Source organism: Microbacterium yannicii PS01 (genome assembly GCF_000304335.1).
GTDB lineage: Bacteria > Actinomycetota > Actinomycetes > Actinomycetales > Microbacteriaceae > Microbacterium > Microbacterium yannicii_A.
In genome coordinates this window covers 1-20,336 of sequence record NZ_CAJF01000023.1, presented here as the reverse complement: position 1 = coordinate 20,336, position 20,336 = coordinate 1, and the positions used below count along the sequence as shown (strand labels likewise).

Annotated in this window: 17 protein-coding genes; 7 read left to right on the top strand and 10 right to left on the bottom strand. The window is 69.6% G+C overall.

All coding sequences use genetic code 11. The features are described 5' to 3' along the window. Positions 1–27: 27 nt before the first annotated feature. Positions 28–1,587, bottom strand: a complete 1,560-nt coding sequence (locus WYM_RS20230; protein ID WP_019181318.1) for an MFS transporter — start codon at positions 1,585–1,587, stop codon at positions 28–30. Between the two features lie 112 nt (positions 1,588–1,699). Here WYM_RS20230 and WYM_RS13195 point away from each other — a divergent pair, with 112 nt between their 5' ends. Genes WYM_RS13195 through WYM_RS13185 form a run of 3 tightly spaced genes read left to right on the top strand, consistent with a single transcriptional unit; the run spans position 1,700 to position 3,719 of the window. Further along, the gene (locus WYM_RS13195; RefSeq protein ID WP_157525190.1) at positions 1,700–2,428 is read left to right on the top strand and encodes a TetR/AcrR family transcriptional regulator; all 729 of its coding nucleotides are present in this window, start codon (positions 1,700–1,702) and stop codon (positions 2,426–2,428) included. 58 nt (positions 2,429–2,486) lie between these two features. Further along, on the top strand, positions 2,487–2,891 hold the full coding sequence (locus WYM_RS13190; RefSeq protein ID WP_019181316.1) for a DUF6855 family protein: 405 nt from the start codon (positions 2,487–2,489) through the stop codon (positions 2,889–2,891). Positions 2,892–2,897: 6 nt separating this feature from the next. After that, entirely contained in the window at positions 2,898–3,719 is an 822-nt protein-coding gene (locus tag WYM_RS13185) for an esterase/lipase family protein (protein ID WP_019181315.1), read from the top strand. Positions 3,720–3,878: 159 nt separating this feature from the next. Here WYM_RS13185 and WYM_RS13175 read toward each other — a convergent pair whose 3' ends face one another. Continuing rightward, the gene (locus WYM_RS13175; RefSeq protein ID WP_019181314.1) at positions 3,879–4,277 is read right to left on the bottom strand and encodes an HNH endonuclease; all 399 of its coding nucleotides are present in this window, start codon (positions 4,275–4,277) and stop codon (positions 3,879–3,881) included. Positions 4,278–4,419: 142 nt separating this feature from the next. Here WYM_RS13175 and pgi point away from each other — a divergent pair, with 142 nt between their 5' ends. After that, positions 4,420–6,102, top strand: coding sequence for a glucose-6-phosphate isomerase (pgi, locus tag WYM_RS13170; RefSeq protein WP_019181313.1), 1,683 nt, complete (start codon positions 4,420–4,422; stop codon positions 6,100–6,102). Between the two features lie 441 nt (positions 6,103–6,543). Continuing rightward, positions 6,544–7,407: an outer membrane phospholipase A gene (locus tag WYM_RS13165; protein WP_040569349.1), complete on the top strand. Its 864-nt coding sequence runs from the start codon at positions 6,544–6,546 to the stop codon at positions 7,405–7,407. Between the two features lie 18 nt (positions 7,408–7,425). Here the strand turns inward: WYM_RS13165 and WYM_RS13160 are convergent, their stop codons facing one another. The 4 genes from WYM_RS13160 to WYM_RS13145 are packed head-to-tail and all read right to left on the bottom strand — an operon-like array spanning position 7,426 to position 12,425. After that, the gene (locus tag WYM_RS13160; protein ID WP_019181311.1) at positions 7,426–8,571 is read right to left on the bottom strand and encodes a DUF4232 domain-containing protein; all 1,146 of its coding nucleotides are present in this window, start codon (positions 8,569–8,571) and stop codon (positions 7,426–7,428) included. A gap of 28 nt (positions 8,572–8,599) precedes the next feature. Further along, entirely contained in the window at positions 8,600–9,304 is a 705-nt protein-coding gene (locus WYM_RS13155) for a DUF899 domain-containing protein (RefSeq protein WP_019181310.1), read from the bottom strand. Between the two features lie 59 nt (positions 9,305–9,363). Continuing rightward, positions 9,364–10,998 carry an amidohydrolase gene (locus WYM_RS13150; protein WP_019181309.1) on the bottom strand — a complete coding sequence of 545 codons (1,635 nt, stop codon included), beginning with the start codon at positions 10,996–10,998 and terminating at the stop codon, positions 9,364–9,366. After that, positions 10,995–12,425 carry a purine-cytosine permease family protein gene (locus WYM_RS13145; RefSeq protein ID WP_019181308.1) on the bottom strand — a complete coding sequence of 477 codons (1,431 nt, stop codon included), beginning with the start codon at positions 12,423–12,425 and terminating at the stop codon, positions 10,995–10,997. Before WYM_RS13145 ends, WYM_RS13150 begins: the two co-directional genes overlap by 4 nt. 84 nt (positions 12,426–12,509) lie before the next feature. Here WYM_RS13145 and WYM_RS13140 point away from each other — a divergent pair, with 84 nt between their 5' ends. Continuing rightward, positions 12,510–13,163, top strand: a complete 654-nt coding sequence (locus WYM_RS13140) for a TetR/AcrR family transcriptional regulator (RefSeq protein ID WP_019181307.1) — start codon at positions 12,510–12,512, stop codon at positions 13,161–13,163. A 175-nt stretch (positions 13,164–13,338) separates the two neighbouring features. Here the strand turns inward: WYM_RS13140 and WYM_RS13135 are convergent, their stop codons facing one another. The 3 genes from WYM_RS13135 to WYM_RS13125 form a co-directional block, all read right to left on the bottom strand. Beyond that, positions 13,339–15,156, bottom strand: coding sequence for a thiamine pyrophosphate-requiring protein (locus WYM_RS13135; protein ID WP_040569346.1), 1,818 nt, complete (start codon positions 15,154–15,156; stop codon positions 13,339–13,341). Between the two features lie 283 nt (positions 15,157–15,439). Further along, positions 15,440–17,107: an alpha-amylase family protein gene (locus WYM_RS13130; RefSeq protein ID WP_019181305.1), complete on the bottom strand. Its 1,668-nt coding sequence runs from the start codon at positions 17,105–17,107 to the stop codon at positions 15,440–15,442. A 73-nt stretch (positions 17,108–17,180) separates the two neighbouring features. Then, a complete protein-coding gene (locus WYM_RS13125; protein WP_237739415.1) occupies positions 17,181–18,992 on the bottom strand; it encodes a DUF2207 domain-containing protein in 1,812 nt (603 codons plus the stop codon). 42 nt (positions 18,993–19,034) lie between these two features. Between WYM_RS13125 and WYM_RS13120 the strand changes: the two genes are divergently transcribed. Beyond that, positions 19,035–19,478 carry a MarR family winged helix-turn-helix transcriptional regulator gene (locus WYM_RS13120; protein WP_019181303.1) on the top strand — a complete coding sequence of 148 codons (444 nt, stop codon included), beginning with the start codon at positions 19,035–19,037 and terminating at the stop codon, positions 19,476–19,478. A gap of 114 nt (positions 19,479–19,592) precedes the next feature. Here WYM_RS13120 and WYM_RS13115 read toward each other — a convergent pair whose 3' ends face one another. Beyond that, a complete protein-coding gene (locus WYM_RS13115) occupies positions 19,593–20,057 on the bottom strand; it encodes an Hsp20/alpha crystallin family protein (protein ID WP_019181302.1) in 465 nt (154 codons plus the stop codon). Between the last annotated feature and the right edge of the window lie 279 nt (positions 20,058–20,336).

The window sequence follows — 20,336 nt, the reverse complement described above, 5'->3', positions numbered from 1 at the left end:
GGTGCGAGGGGGCCTCGGCTGCGACGGTCAGCGAACGCTCGAGCGCAGGTCCTTGCCGGCCCGGCGGGCGGCCTCTTGTTCGCCGGCATCCGCATCTGCACGGCTGCCGGCGTCGGCTCCGGCACCGACGGCGGCCTCGGCGGTGACGGATGCCGCAGCCTCGACATCCGGCGCGCCCTCACCCTCCGCATTCCCTGCCTCGTCGTCGGCCTGCAGGGACGGCGGGGCGGCGGCGTAGGCGGCGGAGAGATCGCGGTAGGGCTTCGACACGAACGCGAGGAGCACGACGACCAGCAGCACCGCGCTCGCCCCGACGAATGCCAGAGCGATGCCGCGCGCCTCGCCCTCGCCGAGCAGCCAGCCGAGCGAATCCTGCCCGGCCTGCGAGTTCATGTACGGGATCAGCCAGAACTGCGCCAGGGGGCCGACGAGGAACGCCGAGACCGGCGCCGCCGCCGATTCGACGCTCGCCGCGAAGCCGAACACGCGTCCCTGCTTCTCGAACGGCACGACCCGCTGCACGATCGTCTGCTCGGCGGCCTCGGCGATCGGCATCAGGCACATGAAGACCAGGATGCCGAGGGCGTAGATCCACCACAGCTCCCGGATCGCGAACGTCATGCCGAGCACCGCGATGCCGATGTTGACGAGCAGCATCGTGCGCACCGGGTTCTTGCCGAGGCCGAACTTGGCGACGAGCCCACCGCCGATGATGAATCCGAAGCTCGTGATGCCGAGGATGATGCCCCACATCTCCACGGAGAACAGCGTCAGTCCGTACGGGTCCATGAGTGCCATGAAGACCCCGCCCACGAGATTGTTGAACGTCGAGAAGAGGATCAGCGCGAGCAGGCCCGGCACGACCATCACCGCGGGGATGACGCCGCGGAAGCCGAAGCCCTTGGGCGCCTCGCCTTCCACATGGGCGATGCCGCGCTCGGGGATCGGCACGAACAGCAGGTGCACCAGGGCGAAGGCGGTCGCCACGATGGCGATCACGACGGTCCACCCCATGCCCAGGAGTCCGACCGACAGACCCGAGAAGACGCTCGTCACCATGAACGCGATGCCGTGCACGGCGCCCACGAGGCCGTTCGCCTTGTCGCGGCGATCGCCGGGAACGAGCAGGGTCACCGTCGTCGAGAGCGCGATGTTGCGCATGTTCTCGACCACGCCGCCGATCAGGATCACGCCGGCGAACACCCAGAACCAGGGTCCGCCCCAGTTGACGAGCACGCTTTCGGGGAACGACAGGTACAGCGCGCCGGCCATGAGGTAGGTCGAGAGGGTGACCACGCTGGAGATGACCATCACGGCCTTCTTCTTCATGTGGTCGACGATGACGCCGAACACCACGCCGAGCAGCGCCACCAGCAGCATGTAGGAGCCGCCGATGATCGCGGTCGCGAGCACCGACCGGGTCTCGAGGTAGGCCCAGAAGGTCAGCGCCCACCACAGGTAGCTCGAGGTGATGTTCGCCAGCGCGGTGTTGATCAGCACCTGGTAGAAGTAGCGCACGGTGCGCGGACCCGGCTTGTACTGCAGGGCCTCTTCGTTCGCCGGCGCCGCGGGCGAGGACTGACTCATGGGGATCCTTGATGTGTGGGGTTCAGAAAAAGGCGAGGAGGGGCTGTACCCTGAATGTGGACACCGTTCACATTCGATGTTCACACCGTACACACTCAGGGAGGACGGCGCAATGACTCTCCCCACACCGGCTTCACGCGGCGCTGGTGCGCCGCGCGGAGCCACCGCGCGCGTGGGCCCGACGGTGCGCACTTATCATCACGGAGACCTCCGACGTGCCCTCATCGACGAGGGGATGCAGCTCGCCCGCACCGGCGGTCCGGGTGCCGTCACGCTTCGCGAGGTGACCCGCGCCGTCGGCGTCTCGCCCAATGCCGCTTACCGCCACTTCGCCGACCGGGAGGATCTCGTTCGCGCCGTCGCCGCCGAGGCCCAGCTCGCGCTTGCCCGTGCGATCGTCGAACGGGCGGCCGCCACGCCACCCGAGCTGCCTGCCGCCGAGTCATCCGTCGAACGACTCCGCCGTGTGGGCCTGGCCTACATCGACTTCGCCCGTGCGGAGCGCGGCTGGTTCGAGATGGCGTTCTCGACCCAGGATGCCGAGCCCAGCGAGGGGATCGTGACGCTCGACGACGAGGTGGTGGCGCCCTTCCAGCTGCTGCTCGACACGCTCGACGAGATGGTGGCCGCCGGAGCCCTCGCCCCCGAGCGCCGCCCTCTCGCGGAATGGGCGTGCTGGTCTGCCGTGCACGGCTTCGCCGAGATCGCCGTGCACGGCCCGGTGCAGTGGCAGCCTGCGCCGGTGATCGATGCGCTCGCTGCGGCCGTCGTCGAGTCGGTCATCACCGGCGTCCGGGGCGCGCCAGCGCCCGCTGCCCTGGCCACGACCGACAGCCGCTGACCACCTCTTGCCTCGGCCGCGTTCCTCCCGCAGACTGCGAGGAGCGGAAGGGCACGAGATGACTGGGCAGGGAACCGTCGACGACCCGTGGCGGCTCACAACCGCCCCGGGCACGAGCGATTACACGATGTACCGCGACGAGGCGGCCGACCCGCCGGCGCTCGTGTGCCAGGTGGGAAGCACGACGTTGAAGTACCACGTGAGCGCCATCGAAGACCTGGCGGCGTGGCTGCGCACGAAGGCCGATTGGGTGCCGCTCGGCGCCGCCGACGAACAGAAGCCCGCTGCCGAGGGAACGCTCGAGGCCTGGGGGCGCGACCCGTCCAACCCGGTCGGCGGCTGGTACGGGCTGCGGAAGGGCTACCGGGGACGATTCGGCATGTATCTGCCGCCGCTCCTCGAAGAGCTCGGGCTGGTCGAGCTGACCCACGACAAGCGCAACAACAGCGTGCGCGCCGTCTGAGCACGCATGCCGAGCAAGCCGGCGTCCGTTCTGCGGCGCGCGTTGTGGTGGGCCGCCGACTACCTCTACGCCGCGAAGCGTCAGCTCGCGATCCTCTCGCTGCCGTGGGCGGCGGGCCGGGCGCGCGCCGTGCCGGCGGCCTGGCACCGAGGTGACGCGGGGCTGCCCGAAGTGCTCCTCCTTCCCGGGGTGTACGAGCACTGGACCTTCCTGCGCCCTCTCGGGGACGCGCTGTCCGACGCCGGTCACCGTGTCCGGGTCGTCCACGGGCTGGGCGTGAACCGGCGCGGCATCCCCGACACGGCCGACAAGCTCGGTCGCCTGCTCGAACGGCTGCCCCCACCTGCCGCCGGCCGCGTGCTGGTCGCCCACAGCAAGGGCGGCCTCATCGGCAAGCACCTGCTCATCAGGTCCGGCGCGGCGGGCGACGCGGCGAGGGAGGCAGCGGCCGGCGGCGATGCGGCGGATGCCGCTGCGAGCGCCACGCCACCCTCGGGGGGTCGCCCGCTGGGTCTTCTCGGCCTGGTTGCGGTGGCGACGCCGTTCGGCGGCGCTCGACGCGCGCGCCTCTTCGTCGACCCGAGCATCCGGGCGTTCCTGCCAGGCGACGAGACGATCGTCAGGCTCGGACGCGACACGTCGGTGAACGGGCGCATCGTCTCGGTCTTCGGCCCCTTCGACCCGCACATTCCGGAGGGCAGCGCCCTCGACGGCGCGACGAACGTCGAGGTCGCGACCCCCGGCCACTTCCGCGTGCTCGGGTCGGCGGCGACCCACCGCGCCGTGCTCGACGGGATCGCCCTGCTGGCGCGCCCGGAAGCCGACTGAGCGAGCGGACGCGCAGTCGCGGCGAGCGTCGGCCAGAGGAGGCCGCGCCGGGCGCCCGGTGCCGCAGGGATCGTGGTCATCGTGGACGAGCCGGATGCCGCTGCCCGTTGCATCGACGGACGCCCGGTGACGGTCGTGCAGCTGCCCGCCTGAGCCTCGCTACGGCGTCGGCGGTAGCGTCGGGACGCTCGCGCCCTCGGCGGGCGCAGCGACCGCCGCCATCCGCCACGCGGCAAGGATCTCGACGTGCCGCAGCAGGAACGCGCGCTCGTCGAGGCGCTTGCGGCGCAGCCAGCCGGTGACCTCGTCGTTGCACTTGCTGGCGTTGCACGAGCGACACGCGGGGACGACGTTCTCGAACGTGTAGCGACCGCCGCGCGAGATCGGCAGCACGCAATCCTTCTGGAACGGTCCGTCGCCGACACCGCAGTAGGCGCAGGCGCCCCAGGCCTCGACGATCGCCTCCCACTCGTCGCCGGTGAGGTCGTTGTCGGCCGCCGCAACGCGTCGCGTCCGGCGGCGAGCCGCGCGGGCGCGGCGGCTCTGACTCACGGGCATGGCCTCACCCTAGGCGACCTGGCGCGCGTGACTCGCGATGCCGCGCGGAGTCCTATGTCGGGCCACTCGCTCACAGCCGGCCGCGTCCGGTCGTGAGCATCGCGAAACCAACACGCCGCCCGGCACGAGTACCGTAAAGGGCGTGACCGCCCCCGTCGATGCCACCGCCACGTCCGCCTGGGCCGAGCTCAGCTCCCTCCGCGATGCGTTCGCGCCTGATCTCCGCGCCTGGTTCGCCGAGGATCCGCAGCGCGTCGAGCGCCTCACGCTGCCGCTCGCCGACCTGCACGTCGATCTGTCGAAGAATCTGGTGACCGACGACATCGTCGCCGCCCTGGTGCGCCTCGCCGAGCAGACCGGCGTCGCCGAGCGCTACGCCGCCATGATCGCCGGCGAGCACATCAACACCACCGAAGACCGCGCGGTGCTGCACACGGCGCTGCGACGCCCCGCCTCGGCATCCCCCGCTCTCGTCGTCGACGGGCAGGACATCGACGCCGACGTGCACGCGGTGCTGGACGCCATGACGGCATTCGCCGACCGCGTCCGCTCTGGCGAGTGGGCAGGTGTGACGGGCAAGAAGGTCACCCACCTCGTGAACATCGGGATCGGAGGCTCCGACCTCGGCCCGGTCATGGTCTCGGCCGCGCTCGAGCCGTATGCCACCGCCGGCATAGAGGCCCGGTTCGTCTCGAACATCGACCCCACCGACCTGGCGCAGAAGACCACGGGGCTCGATCCCGAGACCACGCTCTTCATCGTCGCCTCGAAGACGTTCACGACGCTCGAGACCCTGACCAACGCACGCCTCGCCCGCGACTGGCTGTGGGCCGGCCTCGAGAGCGCGGGCGCGATCGACGGCAGCGACGACGCGAAGACGGATGCCGTGGCCCACCACTTCGTCGCCGTCTCGACCGCGCTCGACAAGGTCGCCGCGTTCGGCATCGACACCGACAACGCGTTCGGCTTCTGGGACTGGGTCGGCGGCCGGTACTCGGTGGACTCGGCCATCGGCCTCTCGCTGATGATCGAGCTCGGACCCGATGTCTTCCGCGAGCTGCTCGCCGGCTTCCACGCCGTCGATGAGCACGTGCGCACGACGCCGCTCGATCGCAACGTGCCGGTGCTGATGGGCCTGCTCAACGTCTGGTACACGAACTTCCTGGGTGCCCAGTCGCACGCCGTGCTGCCCTATGCGCAGCAGCTCAGCCGCTTCGCCGCGTACCTTCAGCAGCTCACGATGGAGTCCAACGGCAAGTCGGTGCGCTGGGACGGGAGCCCCGTCACGACCGATACCGGAGAGGTCTTCTGGGGCGAGCCCGGCACCAACGGGCAGCACGCGTTCTATCAGCTCATCCATCAGGGGACCCGGCTCATTCCGGCGGACTTCATCGCCTTCGCCAACCCCGCGTACCCGCTCGCCGATGACGGCCGTGACGTGCACGGGCTCTTCCTGTCGAACTTCCTCGCGCAGACCAAGGCCCTGGCGTTCGGCAAGACGGCTGACGAGGTCGAGGCGGAAGGCACGACGGGAGCGCTGGTGGCCGCTCGCACCTTCGCCGGCAACAAGCCGACGACGTCGATCTTCGCTCCGGCGCTCACCCCGGCGGTGCTCGGTCAGCTCATCGCCCTCTACGAGCACATCACCTTCACACAGGGCGTCGTATGGGGCGTCAACTCGTTCGACCAGTGGGGTGTCGAGCTCGGCAAGCAGCTCGCCATGCAGATCGCTCCGGCCCTCGAAGGCGACGAGCAGGCACTGACCGCGCAGGACGCCTCGACTCAGGCGCTGTTGGCGTACTACACCGCGCACCGGACGATCTGACGGATCCGGATGCCGCAGCCCCCGGCATCCGTCATCTCCTGGTCTGGGCGGCTGGCGCGACCGTTCGAGGGGCATCTTCCGCGCAATCCCGACCGCGCAACCCGCACGAGCTGACCCGCGGAGACACCTCCCGGCCTGCGTCGCCCGCTCGAGGGTCGCGTCCTGCGAAATCCCCGCCTGGGTACGCGCACGAGCCGACCCACGAGCGCGCACGTGCGGGCCTCTCGGCTCCCCCGCGTACACGATTCGCCCAGCGAACCCGGAGGACTCGTCCAGATCGAGTGCGCAGAATCGGGAACTTGTGCGTCCGACCCGACGGCGCACAACGCCGCTCTGCCGGCGTGCTCCACCCGAAGGATCGTACGTACCCCCATGCACTCAGATCACTCGTCCACGCCCTCTCGCCGTTCGCTCCGTTCCCGCCGCTCGCGCCTCCGATTCGTGCCCCTCGTCGCCGTCGGCGCGACCTTGGGCGTCCTCGCGACGACCGGTTTCGCGGCCGTATCGACATCGACCGTCGCCGCCGCAGCCGCTGCGGCCCCGGCCGCGCTGTCGGCCGTCGCGTCGACCGCGACGCCGCTGACGGGAGGTGAGACGCTCCGCGAGATCACGACGGACGCCGAGACGACGCTGCAGGACGCGCGCCTCGCGCTCGTCGACGCCGACGCCGTCTCGGCCGAGATCACCGGATCGGGGCTCGACCTCGGCGCGGAGAGCACCGCCGTCCCGACGTCGGACCTCCGTGGTGCGATCGAACGCCTGGCCGACCTCGACGTGCTCCCCCTCCTTCTGCTGCCCAACGTCGAGGACGAGGTGTCGACCGAGACGCGTGTCGTCGCCGACCGCGTCGCCGCGCTCCAGGAGCGCCTCGACGCCGCTCGCGCGCAGAAGGCCGCCGAAGAGGCGGCTGCCGCCGCCGCCGCTGCCGCCGCTGCCGAGGCGCAGCGTCAGGCCGAAGCCGCCGCCGCGGCTGCAGCGGCCCTCGCAGCCGCGAACACTCCCGAAGGCGCGAAGGCCACCGCGCAGCAGCTGGCGTCGGCGAACTACGGCTGGGGCGGCAATCAGTTCTCCTGCCTCGCGTCGCTGTGGGAGAAGGAGTCGAACTGGAACTACCAGGCCTACAACGCCTCGAGCGGTGCCACCGGCATTCCGCAGGCGCTGCCCGGCAGCAAGATGGCCAGCGCCGGCTCGGACTGGCAGACCAATGCGGCGACGCAGGTCGCGTGGGGCCTCGACTACATCTCCCGCGCCTACGGCACTCCGTGCGCGGCCTGGGGTCACTCGCAGGCGACGAACTGGTACTGAGCGGTGGGGACGGCGAGGCTAGCCTTCGCCGCCCGCCGGGCCGTTCTGCACTCGCCACGCCGTGACGGCGACCGTCGCGCCTTCGACGATGTCGAGCTCGACCGGCCACGATCCCCGCGTCATGCCGGCGACGGGAGCCGCCCACAGAGTGGCGCCGACGAGCGCCCCGTGTGTGGATGCGGCGTCCCAGCCCAGCGATGCCACCGCGGATCCGCCGGCCGGCACCTCGATCCGCTGCGGACCCGGATCGGATGCCATGAATGAGCTGCCCCGCTCGATCGTGACGTCGAGCAGGTGGTCGTTCTGGTCGCCGAAGGCGATGTCGGGATAGCCCTCGACCACGCACGGCGCGTCGGAGAAGTTCATCAGCTCCACCGACTGGATGCGGTGGCCGGTGGCGGCGTCGCTCGCGCCGAGCAGAAGCGTCGCGCGCTCCGCCGTGCACCATCGGGCGTCGAGGGGTGCGGATGCCGCGGCCTCAGCCGGAACCGGATCGCCCTGCGCTGCCGGGTCGGGCACAGCGCCGATCCTGTCCGCGGCCTCGTGCTGACGGGCGGCCTCCTCTTGGGCCGCGGCTTCGTAGAAGGCGCGCTGGGCGTCGTTGCCCGCCATCGCCGCGGCGATCACCGCGACCACGGCGAGACCGGCGGTCGCGGCGAACCAGGAGCGCCGCACGGGCGAGGTCGCCGCCCGCGGTGAACGGCGAACGGCGAGGAGCCCCGGCATCCATCCCACGACAAGGCCCCACAGCGCGCCCGCGGCGGCAGTCGCCCCGAACTCGCCGCCGAGCAGCCCGCGGGGTCCCACGATCATCACCGAGCTCAAGCCCGCGGCGATATCGAACGCGAGCCCGACGGTCGCGCCCGCCGCGACAGCCGCGAACCACGATCCGACGACCGATGCCGAGCCGTCGCGTGCCACCACCGCCGTGTAGAGCGCATGGCAGGCGGCGACAGCCACGGCGCCGATGATCACCGTCGCTGCCGGCCAGGCGCCTGGCCAGAGCCAGACCGAGAGAGGGACGACGTCCGGGATCACGGTGCCGAGCGCCGCGAGGCCGGCTGCGACCTGGGAGAGCATGCCGCGCACGGCGGCGACCAGGAGCCACAGGCCTCCGGCAGCGAGGCTCGCACGAAGGACGCGGGTGGCAGGCTGAGCGCTCATCCGCTCCATCCTGGCCTACCCGGTGAGCTCAGGCGTCGCGCGAACCGGCTCCGTACAGCTCGGCGATCCTGTGCGAGCTCAGCCAGCCGTCGAAGGTCTCGTGCTGCGGCCAGCCCTCCGGCGAGTCCTGCCACGGCTCCTGCCGCCCGTACGGGAGCAGGTCGATGAGGGGAAAGGTGTGGCTGAGCTGTTCGGTGCCGCGACCGTCGGTGTGCCACGTCCGGTAGACCGTGTCGCCGTCGCGCAGGAAGACGTTGACCGCGAAGCCGGCGCCCTTCGGCGCGCCCATATCGGCACCGAAGGGACTGTCGGCGGTGGAGTACCACTCCATCTGGTTTCCGACCTTGGCCTTGTAGGCGAGCGCCTCGTCGATCGGGCCCTGGGTCACGATCACGAACTTCGCGTCATAGGGCTCGAGGAAGTCCAGTCGCGTGAACTGCGACGTGTACCCGGTGCAGCCCGAGCACTGCCACTCCTTTCCCTCGAACCACATGTGGCTGTAGGTGATGAGCTGGGATCGGTCGCCGAAAACCTCGGCGAGGCGAACAGGACCGTCCTCGCCGACGAGCGTGTACTCGGGCAGCTCGACCATCGGCAGCCGCCGGCGCTGCGCGGCGATCGCGTCGAGCTCGCGCGTCGCCGCCTTCTCACGGACGCGCAGCTCGTCCAGCTCGCGACGCCACGTCTCGGCGTCGGCGACGGGCGGGAGCGGGTGAACGGATGTGCTCAGCATGACGACCTCCGTGGTCGGGGCGATAATATGTTCACACTGTACACATCCTCCGCCCCGCGTCAAGCCTCTCTTCGCTCGCTCGCGTCAGCCTCGAAGCGCGTGCGCCCGGCGACGATCGTCTGAACCACCCGGGCTTCGAGCAGAGCCGGCTCGCCGAGCGCGAACGGATCGCGGTCGAGCACGACGATGTCCGCCGCGAAACCCGGTGCGATACGTCCGCGCCAGGTGTCGTCGCCCACCGACGCCGCTGCGTCGCGCGTCGCGTGACCGATCGCCCGCCCGAGCGGGAGCGCATACTGCGGGTGCACGGCCGGAACGGACGCGTCGAGGGCCGAAGCGCGGGTCGATGCGACGTACATGTTGGCCAGCGCCTCGTACGGCGCCGTGGGCGCATCGGTCGAGAACGCCAGCAGCGCGCCCGCGTCTTCGTACTCCGGCCACGGGAACGCACGGTCCACCCGCTCGTCGCCGAGCATCTCCGCCCAGTTCGCGAAGATGGCGGGGTCGGCGTGAACCGGCTGCATGGACGCCGTCACGCCCAGGCGCGCCATGCGCTCAGCCGTGCCCGGGGCCGCGTACTCGAGATGCTCGATGCGGTGGCGCCGCGGGCGATCGCCGTTGACAGACGCGGCCCGCTCGATCGCGTCGAGGGCGAGATCGCTCGCGAGATCGCCGATCGCGTGCAGAGCGACCTGCAGTCCCGCGGCATCGGCCGCCGCGACCACCGGGTCGAGGCGGTCGGCCGGCCAGATGGGTGCGGCGTTCGTGCCGTCCGAATACGGATGCCGCATCGCCGCCGTGCACGCATCGATCACCCCGTCGAGCACCAGCTTGATCCCGACCACGCGCAGCCACGGTGTCGCGGGGCTCTGAGCCAGCTCCGCCGCGCGGGCGACCTGCGCCAGATTCTCGGCATCGTCGCCGGTGTTGGCCACGAACCAGTGGGCGGCGATCCGGAGCGGAAGCACGCCGCCGCGCCGGTCCTGCGCTCGCTGGAACGCAGCCAGCCCCAGATCGTCGAAAGCCATGTCGACGGCGCCGGTGACGCCCGCCGCGAGGTACGCGTCGAGGACGCGCTCGGCCGCGGCATCCCGTTCCGCGTCGGTCGTGACGGCGTCGCGGTGCGCCCATGCATACTGCGTGGCGGCAGTCTCGAGGAGGAGGCCGGACGGCTCGCCGTCGCGATCGCGCACGATCTCGCCGCCCAACGGGTCGACCGTCTCACGCGTGATGCCGAGCTCGGCGAGCGCCGCCGAGTTGACCCAGCAGGAGTGGTAGTCGTTCGCGTCGAGGTAGACGGGGATGTCGGACACCGCCGCATCGAGCATCGCGGCCGTCGGCTTGCCACCGGGCACGGAGTCGAAGAGCCAGCCCCGGCCCCACAGCACCGTCGCATCCGGGGCGGCGGCGCGTGCGGCGCGGAGTCGTGCCTGGATCTCGTCGAGGCTGCGCGCATCCGTCAGCGGAACCTCGCCCAGAGCGGTCCCCATCATCAGGAGGTGCGTGTGGGCGTCGGTGAATCCGGGCAGGACGAGGCGGCCGTCGAGGTCGACCGTCTCGTCGGCGCCGGGAGCGTCGGCTTGACCGCCCACCCAGGCGATGACTGCGCCGTCGACGACGAAAGCCTCGGCCCATGCCGCAGCCGGATCCGGATCGGCGGTGAAGACGCGGCCGTGGCGATAGAGCGTGCTCACGGACGTCCCTCCTTCGCCAGCGGCGTGCGCACGAGGAGCGCGTACAGGACCCCCGCCACGAGCATGCCTGCCGGGACCGACAGATCGATGAACCCGGTCGCCTGCGCGATCGGCCCCGCCCACACCTCGGTAGCGAGGCACAGCGCGGTGGTCGCTCCGCCGAGGAAGAGCGCGGTGAGTCCGGGAATGCTCCACCCGCCGGTGTACCAGTAGCGGCCTCCGCGCCGGTCGTCGAAGAGATCGACTCCGTCGTAGGCGTATCGCCGCAACAGCACGTCGACGACGAAGATCGCCATCGCGGGTCCCGAGACGACCACGAGGAACTGCAGCATCAGGTTCGCTGCCTCGAGCAGGTTCGACGACAGCACCAGGTAGATCGTGAGCGCGGTGCCCACGACTCCCACGATGATCGCCGCAGGGATGCGGCGCAGGCGGAACCCGATCGCCTGCAGTGCCATGCTCGATGTGTACGCGGTCATGGCGTTCAGCGCAATCGTGTTGACGATGACCCCGACGACGAGGACCGGTCCGAGCCAGCCGGGGAGCAGGTCGAACAGCGCTCGATCGATCCCGGAGTCGAAGGCGGCCGCGCTGAGACCGGTCGCCAGCAGCGCCCCGATCGTCGTGAAGACGATGAAGGGCACCGCTCCGCCCAGCGCGGTGGCGGCGGCGATATGCGCGGGCTTCGTGGAACGCGGAAGGTAACGGGCGATGTCGGGGCTGTTGATGAACGACAGCGGCGTCGACGCGAGGATCGTGAACCCGATGGACATCGCCGACCACGCCTCGACGCCGCTCAGCGGGACGGGCGCCGCGTACTGCCAGTCGACCGTCGGCAGGATGAAGCCGGCGACGACGAGGAAGATCACGAACAGCACGGCCGCCATGGCCGGGTAGGCCCGGAGGATCAGGCCGTGACCGAAGATCGCGACGAGGATCGTGATGGCCGAGACCACCAGTGTCACCCCGATCGGCACCCAGACCGGATCGTCGAGCCCGAGCCGGCGCAGCAGGTCGGCGCCCATGAAGGAAGAGGCGAGCCAGGTGAGCGAGAGGAACACCGCTCCGATGAACCAGCCCACGAATGCCACGAACAGGCGGTTGCCGAGGATCCCGTACATCGCACGGGTGACGACGGAGCCCGATGTGCCGGCCGCGGGACCGCTCGCCGCGATGAGGCCCGGGAGGATCCACAGCACCGAGGCGGCGAGGATCACCGCGATCGCCTGCCACACCTCGAGCCCGAGGAGGATGAGCGTCGCTCCCACCGTGAAGTTCAGGATGCTGACACCCGGCGCGGCCCAGACCAGGAACAGGTCGCGCGCCCGGCCGTGCCGCTCGGCGTCGTCGATCAGTTCGATGCCGCGCGTCTCGGGCCGGCTTGCGGTGTCGACGAACTCGTCGTCGACGGTGTGGAGCTGGGACATGAGCTTCCTCTCCGGACCTAACGTCAGCGTTATTGGTCACGTGCCCAATGGACTATTGGTCACATAGTCAATAGCATGGATTGCATGGCGTCAAGCGCGATCTCCGTCCGATCCCGAAAGCGCCCCGAGGAGCGCCGCGAAGAGATCCTCGCGCACGCGGCCACGATCGCGCTCGATGAAGGGCTCGAACGCATCACGCTGCGGGCGGTCGCGGACCGCCTCGGCGTGCGTCCCGGTCTGATCACCCACTACTTCCCTGCCGCCGAAGACCTCGTCGTCGAGGCCTTCGCGCGGGCCGCCGTGGCCGAGCGCGAGCACTTCTTCCCGGTCGACGGCGACCCGCTCGGCCGCCTGGCGGACTTCGTCGGTCACATCGAGAGCGGCGCGTCACTTCCGCTCGCTCGGCTGTGGCTCAACGCCCGGCATCTGTCGCGTTTCAGTCCGGCCCTCAATGCCGCACTCGAAGAGCAGGACGCCCTCGACCGCGCTCGTCTGGTCGGCCTCATCGAGGACGGCATCGCGTCGGGCGACTTCACCGATCAGGATGCCGAGGCCGCCGCCATACGCATCCTGATCGCCGTCGACGGGGGCGGCTCGTACGTGAACAGCACCGGTGCGGTCGATCATCCGGCACAGAAGCACTTCGTCGCCGAGTTCTCGGAGTGGACGCTCGGAGTCGATCCTGGAGCGCTCCGAACGGCGATCGATGAGCGGCTCGGGAAAATCACGGAAAGATAACGCAAACCCTTGCCCTCGTTACCTCTCCGTTATACGGTTCTTGAACGGTAGTTGTTTTGCTGTGGCAGCTGCCGACATGTGATTGCAGGACACTCTTGGTGCAAGGGACAAGGGCCGGTCGGTTGCCTCTCCGACCGGCCCTTACTCTTGCCCTCCCGCGGTCCCATCCGGAGATTCAGCCGGCGGTACTCGCTCCGAGCCGCGCCTCGATCTCGACGTAGGCGTCGAGCAGGAGCCGCGCACGCTCCGCATAGCGACCGCCCGCCGCATCCTCCGCTTCCAGCGACGACCGCATCTGCCCGATGCTCTTCTCCGCGGCGGCCATCGGCGGCAGCAGCGGCACCGCGGGATCCGTCAGGATCGAGAGCACACACGGCCGGTCCGCCGCCCAGGCGCGTTCCCAGGCCGCATCGAGATCCGCGACGTCCGCCACGCGCTCGCCGGCGAGCCCGAGCATGCACGCGTACTCGTGGTACGGCACGGCCGGCAGACGCTGGCTCTCGTCGAACCGGGGCGCACCCTCCATCTCGCGCTGCTCCCAGCTGACCTCGGCGAGGTCCCGATTGTCGAACACGGCGACAACGAAGCGGGGGTCGGCCCAGTCGCGCCAGCGGTCGGCCACCGTCACCAGCTCGGCAAGTCCCGTCATCTGCATTCCGCCGTCGCCGGCAAGGACGATGACCGGTCGATCCGGCGCCGTCAGCTTGGCGGCGAGGCCGTACGGCAAGCCGCACCCCATGCTCGCGAGCGTCCCGGAGACGTGCGCGGGTACACCCGGAGGAAGGAGGAGCTGGCGGGCGTACCAGTACACGACACTGCCGACGTCGAGCGAGACACGCGCGTTGTCGGGAAGGTGTTGGTTGAGCGCCCGCATCGCCGCCTCGGGGTTCACCGGCTCGGCATCGACTTCTGCGCGTTGCGCGCTCACCGACCGCCACACTGCCACGAACTCCTCCACCCGCGCCCGCCATTCCGTGTCGGCCGCGGGCGGCACAGCCTCGCGCAGCGCGTCGAGCGTGGCGGCCGCGTCGCCGACGAGCCCCACATCGACGGCGCTGCGATTGCCGATCATCGCCGGATCGATGTCGATCTGGACGACTCTCGCCTGGCCCGGCGCGGGATAGAACTCGGTCCACGGATCGTTCGACCCGATGATGAGCAAGGCATCGCACCCGGCGAAGACCTGAGCGCTCGCGGTCGTGCCGAGGTGCCCCATCGTGCCCGCGGCCAGCGAGGACCGCTCGTCGACATAGGGCTTGCCGAGCAGGCTGGTCACGATCCCCGCTCCCAGATGCTCTGCGAGTGCGGCGACCTGATCGACCGCTCCGGCGGCTCCCTTGCCGACCAGGAACGCGGGCCTGCGCGCGGCGGACAGCAGCTTCGCGGCCTCCGCGATCCGGTCGGCGGATGCGCGCACCGACGGGACGTCGAACGTCGGCGCGGTCGGCACGATGCCGTGCTCGTGCGGCAGCTCCGGCGCAGGTTCGGACTGCACGTCGTGAGGCAGGATCACCACCGTCGGGGCACTGGTCGCGCGCGCAGTCCGGAACGCGCGATCGAGGACCATCGGCACCTGCTCGGCGGTGTTCACCTCGACGACGTAGTGCGCCGCGACGTTCGAGAAGAGGGTGCGCAGGTCGATCTCCTGCATGTACCCCGATCCGAGCACGCTGCGGTGCTGCTGTCCGATGAGGGCGACGACCGGGACGCGGTCGAGCTTGGCGTCGTAGAGCCCGTTGAGCAGATGCACGGCGCCGGGCCCCTGTGTGGAGAGCACCACGCCGACTCCGCCGGCGTACTTCGCCTCGCCCACGGCCATGAACGCGGCGTTCTCCTCGTGGCGCGCCTGAACGAACGAGACGTCGCCCTCCGATCGTCGGATGGCCTCGAGCACACCGTTGATGCCGTCGCCGCTGTATCCGTATACGCGCGACACACCCCAGTCCGCCAGCCGCTCGACGATCACGTCCGACACCGTCCGCTCCTGCGCCATCACCGGGTCCACCTTTCGTCGTCCTGGCCGTCACGGTAGGAAGCGCACCACGAGATCACGAGGGGGTTGCGTCGCCGCCGGAGCCTGTGCTGCCGTGTTGATCGAAGAAGTCACGAAAAGGTAACGAGCACCCTTGCTCTCGTTATCTCTTCGTTATAGAGTCCAGGAACGGTAGTTGTTTGCTGTGGCAGCTGCCGGCATGTGATTGCAGGACACTCTTGGTGCAGGGACAAGGGCCGGTCGGTTGCCTCTCCGACCGGCCCTTCACTGTGGTCCAGCGTTGTCAGGTCACGCGCCCGTCTCCAGGCCGCGCCACGCGCAGCCACCGGAAGCCGTACGGCGGGATCTCGAATTCCACCTCGCCCTTCTCGTCCAACGGGATGCGATCGGCGGCGAGCAGGTCGACGAGGGACGCGCCGTCAGGCTCATCCTCGACGGCGAACCGGATCATCGCGGGCACGTCGGCGAAGTTGTGAACCGCCACCATCCGTCCGACATCGGCGCGCAGCGAGTGCACGAGAACCGCCGGAACGCTCTGCGGAATCACTTCGAACTCGCCCCATCCGAGCTCGGGCGAGATGCGGTAGCGCGAGATCAGGTCGCGGAAGAAGTGCAGCAGCGAGCCTCGATCCTCGATCTGGTCCGCGACGTTGATGTGCTGCGGCGCGTAGCCGTCCGTCGGCTGCGGAAGCGGCAGACGTGAGGCTGCGGCATCCGAGAATCCGCCGTTCTTGTCTTTCGACCACTGCATCGGCGTCCGCACCGCCTGGCGCCCCGGAACCTCGGCGTTCTCGCCCATGCCGATCTCTTCGCCGTAGAACAGCACGGGCGTGCCCGGCAGCGTGAACAGCAGGCTGTACGCCATGCGGATGCGACGCGGATCGCCTTCGAGCATCGGGGGCAGCCGCCGAACGATCCCGCGTCCGAACACTCGCTGCTTCTCATCCGGCGCGAAGGCTTCGAACACCTCCTGTCGCTCGTCTTCGCTGAGTTGATCGAGGGTCAGTTCGTCGTGATTGCGCAGGAAGTTCGCCCACTGCGTCTCGATGGGCAGCTTCGGGCGCGAGGTCAGCGTCTCGATGAGGGGTGCCGGATCTCGACGCACCAGAGACAGGTACAGCCGCTGCATGGCGGCGAAGTCGAACTGCATCGTCAGTTCCTGGCCGTCGTCGTCGGCTCCGAAGTAGGCGACCTGCTGCTCGTACGGCAGGTTCACCTCGCCCAGGAGCACTCCCTCGCTCGACCGTCGCTGCAGGAATCGGCGGACGTCGCGAAGGAAGTCATGCGGATTGGCCATGTCGGCGCCCTCGGGCACCTCGAGCAGGAACGGCACCGCGTCCACCCGGAAGCCCGAGACCCCCAGCTGGAGCCAGAACCCCACGGTGCGCGCGATCTCATCCCGCACGCGCGGGTTGGAGACGTTCAGATCGGGCTGGTGCTCGTAGAAGCTGTGCAGATACCACTGACCCGACTTCTCGTCCTTCGTCCAGATGCCGTCGGCTTCGCCCGGGAAGACCGAGTTCTTCTGACCCTTGGGCGGCGGATCGCTTCGCCACACGTAGTAGTCGCGGAACGGCGAGTTCACGCTGCGCTTGGCGGCCAGGAACCACGGATGCCGATCCGACGTGTGGTTGACGACGAGGTCGACGATGACGCGCATGCCACGGTCCCGGGCGGTGCGCACCATCTCGACGAACGTTCCGTGGTCGCCCAGTCGCGGATCGATGCCGTAGAAGTCGGTGACGTCGTACCCGTCGTCGCGGTCGGGTGTCGGGTAGATCGGCATCAGCCAGATGCACGTCACACCCAACTGCGCGAGGTAGTCGATGCGGGAGGCCAGCCCCTGCATATCGCCCACGCCGTCGCCGTTGGAGTCGAGATACGTCTCGACGTCGAGGCAGTAGATGACGGCGGACTTCCACCACAGGTCGCTCGTATCGGTGATCCTCATTCGCCCCAGCGTTCCGCGCCCGGGCCCGGAGGCCAAGCCCCTTCCCGAACCCGGGTGGATCGGCTAGGCCGCGTCAGACGCCGCCGCCTCCTCCGCCACCGCCGCCACCACCGGCCGAGCCGCCGCCGCTCGAGCCGCCGGAGGACGACGCAGACGCGCTGCTGGACGAGAGGTTCGAGATGCCCGACGAGAACGCCGCTGCGTTGAAGCCGGCACTGCCGACGTACCAGGTGGGCGAGTTCTGCTCGCCGTAGAGCACGGCGAGCTCTCGGGCCCACTGCTTCTCCTGCCCGAATACCACCGCGTAGGGCAGAAGCGTCTCGTACAGCTTCAACATCACGCGCGGGTCGCCGGTGTCGACCGGCATCCGCTCGGCGCCCTGCGGCGACTGCAGCATGCGGATGCGGTCGGCCTCTGCCCAGTCGATGAACTGCTTCAGACCGGCGAGGTGGTCGCGGGTCTCGGCGCCCGCTGCGGTGAGGGGCTTGTGGACGATGAGCCCGATGACCAGCAGCAGAACGACCACCGACGCGATGATGAGCGCGATCGGGACGAGCGGCTGCACGCCGTTCTCGAGTGCGACGAACCCCGAGATGAAGACCACGACCACCGCGAGGGCGGCGAGGGCCACGGGCCACGCGCGTGCTCCGGCGGGCACCGGGCGCCGAAGTCCTCGCGTGACCAGCTCCTGGTTCGCTGCCTTCAGGATGTTCTGGGCCGCTGTCGAGAACCGGGTGTCGGTGCGGCCGAACTCGAACTCCTCGCCGGGGATCCCCTGCGGGAAGAGGCCCTGCAGCAGCATCCGCCCGTCTCCGTCCGCTCTCGAGGGATCGAGCAGCACCGCCTTCAGCTTGGTACCGCCGAACATCTTCGCCGCACCCTCTTCGATGCGGATGCTGCCCACGACGGCCTGCTCGAGCACCTCGGCGGGGATGGCCTTCGTGCTCAGCCCCAGCAGAACGGCGCTCTCGAGTGCGTCGATTCCCCGGGGCGGCGTGTACTCGGCGATGATCACGGGCCGGCCCGGTTCGTCGCGCAGGGCACGCCGCCGCGTGCGCACACCGAGGATGATCGCCCCGCCGAGCCCGAGCAGCGCGGCCAGTCCCTGCACCCATCCCCAGGGCGAGGCCAGGTAGGAGGAGTCGAATTCGGTGAAGGTATCGGGCTCGAAGCCGATGGCGACGGTCATCGTCTCGTACGGCGCGACGGGGCCGGCGGATGCCTCGACCACCGCGCCATCGCCGGTGACCGGGCACGTCTGTGTCGAACCCGGCGGCCCGACGTAGCAGGCCTGCTCGCCGGTGCGCGCCGCGGTGATGTCATCGGGGATGACCACGCGTGCGGTGATCCGGCCGAACGGCTGGGCCCAGGCCGTGCCGTTGACGTCCCAGTAGAACTCGTCCGCCGCGGTGTCGGCGAACGCGCGCGTGACGTTTCGCAGCGTGTACGTGAAGACGTACGTCTGGCGGCCGTGGACGTAGTCGTCGGCGCGCGAGGTCATGATGTAGAAGTCGTCCTCCTCCTCGACCTCGGAGGGACGCGTGGCGCCGCTCTCGTCGGTGATCGAGACGAGGTCGGGGTGCAGCGGGGCGCCGAGGTAGGAGTCCGGGATGAGTCGCTGCATCCCCCGGTTCTGATCGTGGTCGGGGAACAGCGCGACGAAGGTCTCGACCACGGTGAGGGTGCTCGTGCCGTCCTCGGCCCGGCCGAGCTGGTACTCGACGTCGAGGCTCTCGAACTCGAAGTCGTTCACATCGGCGCGGGCCGGGGCGGCACCGACGCCGAAGACGGCGGCGACGAGTCCGAGGACGAGGGCGACGATCACTGAGGCGGCCGAGGCCCTCCGGCGCGGGCTATCGAGCGGCATGACCAGTCCAGTCCCCATGTCGCCAGCCTATGGGTCTCACTTCGCTCTAATCTTGTCGGTATGACCGATCGCCGCCTTGCCATCGATGCGTGGGAGAGCCTGTTCCGCGCGCAGCACGAGGTGTTCGGCGACCTGAACGGCGACTTCAAGGAAGACACGCTGAGCCAGGCGGAGTACGACGTGCTGCTGACGGTCACTCGCGGCGAGGACATGACCGCCCGGCTGCGCGATGTGACGGCGAACATGCTGATCAGCCAGCCGAGCGTGTCGCGGCTGGTCGACCGCATGGCGGCGCGCGGCCTCATCTCCAAGTGCGCCGATCCCGACGACGGCCGCGGATCCCTCGTGCGTGCGACCGAGACCGGCGCCTCGCTGTTCCGCCGCATCGCGAGCGCCCACGGCCGGGCCATCGCCGAGCGGATGTCTGGGCTCACCGACGAGGAACTCGCACAGCTGCGCGACCTCACGGCGAAGCTGCGGAAGAAGCAGCCGCACGAAGACTGACCGATCCGGGGTCGCGAGGACTCGGACGCCTCACTTCGTCGGGGTGGCGCGTGGATGCAGCGAAACGCCCGGGTCCACCGGGACCCGGGCGCTTCTCGACGGTGACGCAGGCGATCACTGCTCGATCGGCTGCGGCTCCTCCTGATCGGCCCTGCTCTCGTGGGTCTGCAGCACGTGCTGCGAGGTGTCGGAGGTGACCTCGATCTTGCGCGGCTTCGCCTTCTCGCTCACCGGGATGGTGACGCTCAGCACGCCGTTGTTGTAGTTCGCCGAGATGCGGTCGGTGTCGATGCCCTGGCCGAGGTTCAGCTGTCGCAGGAAGCTGGCTCCCTCGCGCTCGCGCGTGATCCACTTGACGTCGTCGCCGCTGTGCAGCGTGCGCTCGGCGCGGATCGTGAGCAGCTGGCCATCGACGTCGATGTCGACCGAGCCCGGGTCGATGCCCGGCAGGTCGGCGGTCAGCACGTAGTGATCGCCGTCGCGGTAGAGGTCCATCGGCATGCGGCGCGGGCCGCGGCGCGTGTCGAAGAGGCTCGACGCGAGGCGGTCGAGGTCACGGAACGGGTCGTAGGTGGCCATGGTTTCTCCTCTCTGATTGTGAAGTTGAGTCGACTCGACTCAACTGACACCAGATTAGCACTCGAGGAGCTCGAGTGCTAACGAATTCCGCGTTCGCTCTGAACGAACGGATAGCGAGGATCGAGGCTTCCATCAGCTCGCGTGTCTGCGTTCGGAGGGCACTTGGCGGTGCATCCCGACGGCCGTAGCGACAGGAGCTGACCCACGACGGCGAGCTTCAGAGTGTGCCGAAGTTCAGGGGGCACTTCGCGCGGCATCCCGACGGCCATAGCTACAGAA